Genomic DNA, 6,000 nt, shown 5'->3' with positions numbered 1-6,000 from the left:
CGGCGGCTGACCCGCGGCTTTCGGCCCGGCGCGGCTGCGCGCCGGGTCAGGCCCGCGCGTTGAGCAGCACCGCCGCCACCACCGTGATGGTGGCGGCCGCCAGCAGCAGCGAGTCCCACCGTCGCAGCGTCGCCCAGCCCAGCAGCGCGGGAAGGCCCGGCCCGATCCGGATGCGGTCGCCGCGCCGGCCCCCACGAGTTCGTGCCCGTCCGCCCGCCAGCATCGGCAGCGCCACCACCGCGGCCAGGACGGCCGCGGCGGTCAGCAGCGCCCACACCACATCGGGCAGATCGATCCGAGTCACAGCGAGCACGGGTACCTCCAGGTGGTCATCATTGCGGCCCGACGACCGCGACGGAACCACCCCCTCCTCCCCATCCCTCCCCGGTCCTCCCCCTTGACATCGAGCCGACGCAGGGAGCGGAAGAGACGGAGAGACAGGTACGGAGAGTGAGAAGAGAAGAGGGCGTGTCGGTCCTGCCGGTGAGCGAACCGTGCCGCTAGACTCGGGGGAGTCGCCTAAGGCGACTCCCCCGTAATCACGGGTCGGCTCCCAGGTCACTGATGATCATTAGTGATCGTTTGTTGTTCACACAGTGTCAACGTCAGTGATGCAGTCGTCGAATGATCGCGCGAATGTTCCGGAGGCTTCGAACCATTCCAGCACGGGGAACCGCAGGTCCCGGTAACCGGTCAGGACCCGGCCTTGTTGGCGCCACTGGCGCAAGACCCGCGTGACCGAGACTCGGGACAATCCCGCCAGCCAGCCCAGTTCCTCTTGCGTCAGTGGGACCGGCAGTGCCACCAGGCCCTCGCGGTCGGGGTGGGCGTCTTTGATCAGCGGGTAGATCACCTGGGCCAATCGTTGGCTGGCGGAGTGGCTTACGGCCACCGCAGCAAGTCGCTGATCGGCCTCGTGCAGCCGCCCGATCAGCGATCTGTTTACCAGGCCGGATGCATCGGGGTGGTGGCGGAGGAATTCGGCGAACCAGGAGCCAGCGACGGCCAAGACGCGCGCCATAGTGGCGGAGGTGACCCTCTCTTGGCGGGCAAGGCGGTAGCCGATCAGAGCGGGCTCGGCTCCGATCAGCTCTCTCGGGCGGTACAGACGCACCAGCGCATGCCCGCCATAGTCGGTATAAGCCCAGCCCTTAGCCCACCCATCCAGCAACAGATACACCTGGTTGTTGAGATCGTCATAGCGGAACAGTGTCTCGCCGACGATTACGTTGGTCAGCCGCCCGACGTCGAACAACTCACGCCGGGCGGCTAGAGGAAGGGCGTCCAGGAAAGCGGTCACTGCCTGGGACCTCGCCTGCTCACGGTCCCTGCAGCGCCGAGATGATCGGCGGCAGTGCCGCAACCAGCACCGCGATGGCGGAGATGATGGCGGCGGCCCGGGTGGTGGGGCCCAGCCGGTAGACGATGAATCCGATCAGGGTGAAGAAGGCCAAGGCCACCACGACCCCGGCCACGACCGACCCCTGCATGGGCCACTCCTCGTGTCGGTTGCTCGGTTCGGCTCACCGACATCGGCCAAGGCCGCTGGTGTGCTGCGGAGAAGCTGGTGCCAGACAGATTCTCCAGGGCGACCCCGCCGATCACGGCGAATACAACAGACGGTCGCATATCCCATACGAAGAATGCCAGTCCAGGAAAAGTCAAAGGGCGGGCCCCCTCGGGCTGGCACACCCGAGAGACCCGCCTAGCGTGACCGAACCGAGCAACAGCACGACACGCTGACCTGCGGCTACGCAGGCACAGTTTTCATCTTCTCGCGTTACTCGTTAACCAACTGCTTCAAAAGACACAATTGCGGTTTGCCGGATGTGGCCACTGGGCTTTTCTTTTTCTATGCAGATTGCATGCAGAAACGGCTGCCTGAGGTCAGTCGCGGCGACGTCGACGACGGTGGGCATAGGGATCGTTGGGGTTGTAGGTGGCGAGAGCTTCGGCCTGACCTCGGTCGTCTGGGCCTTCCGGGGTGGGTGGGGGATCGCCGTAGTCGCGCAGCAGCTCCTCGACCGGGCCCGGCGGCTCAGCGGCTGGGCGCGGGGATGGTGGTGGCCAGCGGCGCGGTTCAGCTGACGGTTCGGGTGGGGCGGTCGTCTGGGGAGGGGGCGGCGGAGGGCCGTAGCCGCGCCAGGGGTCGCCAGACGGCGCGGCGGGCGCCGGCGGGTGTTCGGGCTCGGGGGTGGGCTGCTGGCCGGTGTGCGGTGGGTACAGCGCCTCCACCTGCGGGATGTCGACCGGCATTGGCAGCCACGGGGCTTGCACGGGCCGCCAGCGGCCGCCCATCCAGGTCAGGGCGCGTCCGGCCAGCGGGGCCACGCCCATGCCGCGCGCCCAGTCGTCGCCGACGACGTCGAACACCATCTTGGCCCCGGCCCCCGACAGCGGGCCGAAGGTGACGCGGTCGGTGAGCTGGTCGCGGACCGCGCCGGGGATGGCGTCACGTGCGTCGGGGCGTTGGGTCAGCACCCACAAGATGACGCCGGCCTCCAGGGCCTGGCGGGCGAGCCGGTCGAAGACCTGCAGCAGGTCGGGGCGGGCGGCCAGGATCTGCTGGATCTCATCCAGCACGACCAGGGCGCGCGGGTGGTGCGGCCGCTGGGTGGACTGCCCCGAGCGCCAGGCCAGCATCTGGGCGTAGCGCCGGTCCACCTCGGGCACCACCGCCTGCAGCAGCGCCTGTTCCCATTCCTCGGGGGTGTGGGCGACCGGGCCGACGCCCTGGCGGCCGATCAGCGGCGCGAACGATCCCGAGCCCTTGCCGTCCAGGACGGCCAGGATGCCGCCGGGGAACACCCCGTGCCCCAGCCCGTCCACCGCCCAGGCCCGCACGCCCGAGCTCTTGCCGTGCTGGGTGGCGCCCGCCACCAGCAGGTGCGCGGTCGGCTCATACAGTGCCACCGGGACGCCGTCGATGACCTGGTCGGCGTCCTCGGCGACGGTCTGCCCCAGCACGATCGCGCCGTGCTGGCCGAAATCGCGGGCGGGCAGCCGGGGCGGCAGGCTCGGCACTCGTTCTACGATCAACCGGGTGTTGATGTGGTCCCAGCGGGTCAGGTAGTCGGGGCGGCCCAGGGCCTGGCGAGGGCTGGCCGGAGGCGGTCCGCACAGCTCCCACATCACCCGTTCCACCAGTTCATCGCGGCGGGCACTGCGATGGGCGCTCCAGTCGGCCGGGTAGGTGATCAGCACGCGCTGCAGGGCCATCCCGGTCCACAGCGCCCGCCCGACCCGGGCGTGCTCGGTGCCGGCGACCGCCCGCACGCCGATCCGCAGCCTGGCCAGCAGCCGGGCCCGCGCCCGGGGCTGCAGCGTCAGCAGCGCCACGCCCAGCAGCACCAGGGCCACGATGTAGGCGACGGTGACGGCGATGCTGGCGCGGCCGTCGCCCGCCATCACCGAGATCGGGACGATCGTGGCGATCAGGCCATAGCCGGTCGCCCAGCGGCGCGCGGCCATGGTGGCGGCCAGGCGGCGATCGGCCGGTGCGGCCGCGGGGCCGGCCCGGCGCCAGGACCGCAGCGCGGCCGCGCCGACCCCGACGGCGATCGCGGCCGCCGCGAGGGCGGCGGTGCCCGGGGAAGGGGCGCCGCGTCCGGCCCACGCCGCCGCCGCGGCCAGCAGCGCCACCGCCCATCCCCAGTACGCCCCATCGGCCAGCGCGTTGACGGTCTCGCGGGCCAGCGGGGAGCGTTCGACCCGGTCGGCCAGCAGCGTCAGCGTCCTCACTGCCCCGCCCCCGACGCCGCTCCCGCCCCGTGCGCCAGCAGGCGCGCGGCTGCGCCCGCGACGTCGAACGCCGCGCGTTCGTGGTCGCGTTCGCCGCGCCGGGCCTCACACGGCCCCCAGGAGGCCGGACGGCCGCCGGTGCGGCCCTTGGCGGGCCAGAACTCAGCCGGGTAGTGCTCGGTCAGCGGGCGGCGTTTGCCGTGCTCAGCCAGCGGCACCAGGACCGTGCGCGGGTCGTGAGCGACGATCGCGGCCAGCATCTGGCGCGGGATCAGCCAGTCGGCCAGAGCGATCCGGGAGTTGCGTCCGGTGGGGGGCAGCACGATCTCGCACGCCAGCCACACCCGCCCGGCCGCGCCCAGGCCCGGCGCGGCCGCCACCGTCTCCTCCACCGCGTCCAGGATCCGCGCGGCGTAGCGGGCGAACGCGGCGACGTCGTGGACGTTGTCGACCGCCGCCGCGTCCGGGGCGCCGCCCGCGTCGACGGGCCCCAGGGTCCAGCCGTGCAGCGCCCGCGCGCCCACGCGCAGCACCCCCGCGGTCCACTTGCGGCCCGGGTCGATGCCCAACACCGCCACCGGCGACGGCGGAACCGCGCCGGTCACCGGGGGACCTCCCAGATCGTGGTGGTGGCCACCACGCGCGGGCGGGTGCTGGTCTGGGTCGCGGTGCGGATCACCAGCTTGGCCACCCGGCCCTGCGCGGTGGCCACGCACACCACGTCCCCGGCGTGCAGCGTCTCGGTCTGCGCGCCCCCGGACGCCGACGCCGCCTCCTGGCAGGCGCGGGCATCAGACCGGGTGCCCGGGTCCAGCACCGCCACCTGCGCGCCACTGCCGGTCTGGATGATCGGCTTGAGCCAGTCGCCGCGCACGTCGTACAGGTCATCGCGGGTGGTCGCCGACGGCGGCACGGTGTCCAGGTCGCGCAGCGCGCGCGGGCCTTCCAGCGTCAGCGTGCCGGACCAGCGCTGCACCGGCCCGGACGCCGTCGCCGACGGCGCGGCCGTGGTGGGCGTGGGCGTCACCGGAGTCGTCGTCGGCGGCGCGGCGGCCGAAGCCGCGGGCGAAGACGCGGCCGTGGGGGAGGGCGGGGCGGAGGCTTCGTCGTCGGAACCGCCGGAGCTGGTGGCGACCACCACCGCCAGGCCAGCCGCAACCGCCAGGACCACGCCGCCGCTGATGGCCGCGATTCGCACGGTACGGTCGCCGCCGTCTGGGCCGTGCGGCGGTTCGGGCATCGTCACAGGCTGCCTCCCGAGGGGTGAAGACGTTCCAGCCAGGTCACCGAGCGTGCCGTGAAGCCGGTGCCCTTGACCAGACAGATTCGATCACTGAGACCGCGCTGTAAGGCAGCAGGCCGACGCAATCCATCCGTCGTGTCCGGAAAGTAGGAACTGCTGATACCTGAGCCCCCGGCCCTTGATCGTTGATCAAGGCGTAGGTGTGGGGCGTGTGCGTGGGCGCGGCGTACGTGACGTGAAGGCGTACGTGACGGCGGTGACGTACGGCGGGGCGTGACGAGCTGGCGGCGGTGGGGGCCGGGCCGGTTGGACGCCCGAACGGTCTGCATCGGCGTCGGCGCCGGCGGGCGTCCGACCGGTTCGGAACGCGGGGGTCCAGGGGGCGGCGGAGCCCCCTGGGTGGGTGCCCTCAGCCGTCCTCGCCGTCCTCCTGGCCCTCCTCGATGACGGGCCCGTTCTCCAACGCCTCCACGGCCGCCGTCAGCCGCGCCACGGCTGCCTCGATGGCGGGCACCACGCCCACCAGGTCGTCGTAGACGTACCCGGCGGCGTGGGCCGCGCGGGCGATCTGGTTGACGTTGTTGGCGATCCCGGCGACTTGGCGGCGGGCGGCGAGGACTTCCGCCACCAGCGCGCGGCGCTGAGTCGCGGGCATGGGCGCACCCCCGGCCCGTGAGGGCGCGGCCGTGGCCGTCTCGACCATGAGCCGTTGGCGGCTGATGCCGAGCTGCTGCGCGCGTTCGGTGATGGCCACCAGCTCGGCCCCGGTGACCCGGACCGTGATGACGTGCGGCCGCCCCGCCGGGGCGCGCGGGAGCCTCCGCGAGCCGTTCGCCGCTGACGTCACCCGGCGGCCGCGCCGGTCCCGTCCGTCCCCGGTCCGTCCGCCGTCCTGGCGGCCGACCGCGTCGTCCTGGCCGTCGTCCTGGTGCTCGCGCGCCTCGCGCATGTCCCTCCCCAGCGGAGCGACCCGCCGCCCGGCGGGACCTGGGCGCGAGCGCGCCCAGCAGCGATCA

At 72.7% G+C, this 6,000-nt stretch carries 7 protein-coding genes; all 7 read right to left on the bottom strand.

Annotated elements, in window-relative coordinates; translation table 11 throughout:
• Positions 1-46 precede the first annotated feature (46 nt).
• Positions 47-313 (bottom strand): hypothetical protein, encoded by a 267-nt coding sequence (locus tag HNR61_RS46335; protein ID WP_182849531.1) that lies wholly within the window; start codon positions 311-313, stop codon positions 47-49.
• Positions 314-589: 276 nt separating this feature from the next.
• Positions 590-1,300 (bottom strand): Crp/Fnr family transcriptional regulator, encoded by a 711-nt coding sequence (locus tag HNR61_RS46330; RefSeq protein ID WP_182849530.1) that lies wholly within the window; start codon positions 1,298-1,300, stop codon positions 590-592.
• Between the two features lie 19 nt (positions 1,301-1,319).
• A complete protein-coding gene (locus HNR61_RS46325) occupies positions 1,320-1,490 on the bottom strand; it encodes a hypothetical protein (RefSeq protein ID WP_182849529.1) in 171 nt (56 codons plus the stop codon).
• Positions 1,491-1,887: 397 nt separating this feature from the next.
• On the bottom strand, positions 1,888-3,741 hold the full coding sequence (locus HNR61_RS46320) for a hypothetical protein (RefSeq protein ID WP_182849528.1): 1,854 nt from the start codon (positions 3,739-3,741) through the stop codon (positions 1,888-1,890).
• The gene (locus HNR61_RS46315) at positions 3,738-4,346 is read right to left on the bottom strand and encodes a hypothetical protein (protein ID WP_182849527.1); all 609 of its coding nucleotides are present in this window, start codon (positions 4,344-4,346) and stop codon (positions 3,738-3,740) included. The genes HNR61_RS46320 and HNR61_RS46315 overlap by 4 nt, the downstream gene beginning before the upstream one ends.
• Entirely contained in the window at positions 4,343-4,768 is a 426-nt protein-coding gene (locus HNR61_RS46310; protein WP_182849526.1) for a hypothetical protein, read from the bottom strand. Before HNR61_RS46310 ends, HNR61_RS46315 begins: the two co-directional genes overlap by 4 nt.
• Positions 4,769-5,393: 625 nt before the next feature.
• Entirely contained in the window at positions 5,394-5,933 is a 540-nt protein-coding gene (locus HNR61_RS46305) for a MobC family plasmid mobilization relaxosome protein (RefSeq protein ID WP_182849525.1), read from the bottom strand.
• Positions 5,934-6,000 lie beyond the last annotated feature (67 nt).

The sequence above is a fragment of the Actinomadura kijaniata genome (assembly GCF_014138665.1).
Taxonomy (GTDB): Bacteria; Actinomycetota; Actinomycetes; order Streptosporangiales; family Streptosporangiaceae; genus Spirillospora; species Spirillospora kijaniata.
The sequence above is the reverse complement of the archived record's forward strand: the minus strand, read 5'-3'. Positions and strand labels throughout refer to the sequence as shown.

Excerpts from the sequence above, each read along its gene's own strand:
- HNR61_RS46305 (WP_182849525.1), bottom strand. The coding sequence starts at position 5,933 with ATGCGCGAGGCGCGCGAGCACCAGGACGACGGCCAGGACGACGCGGTC.
- HNR61_RS46325 (WP_182849529.1), bottom strand. The coding sequence starts at position 1,490 with ATGCAGGGGTCGGTCGTGGCCGGGGTCGTGGTGGCCTTGGCCTTCTTC.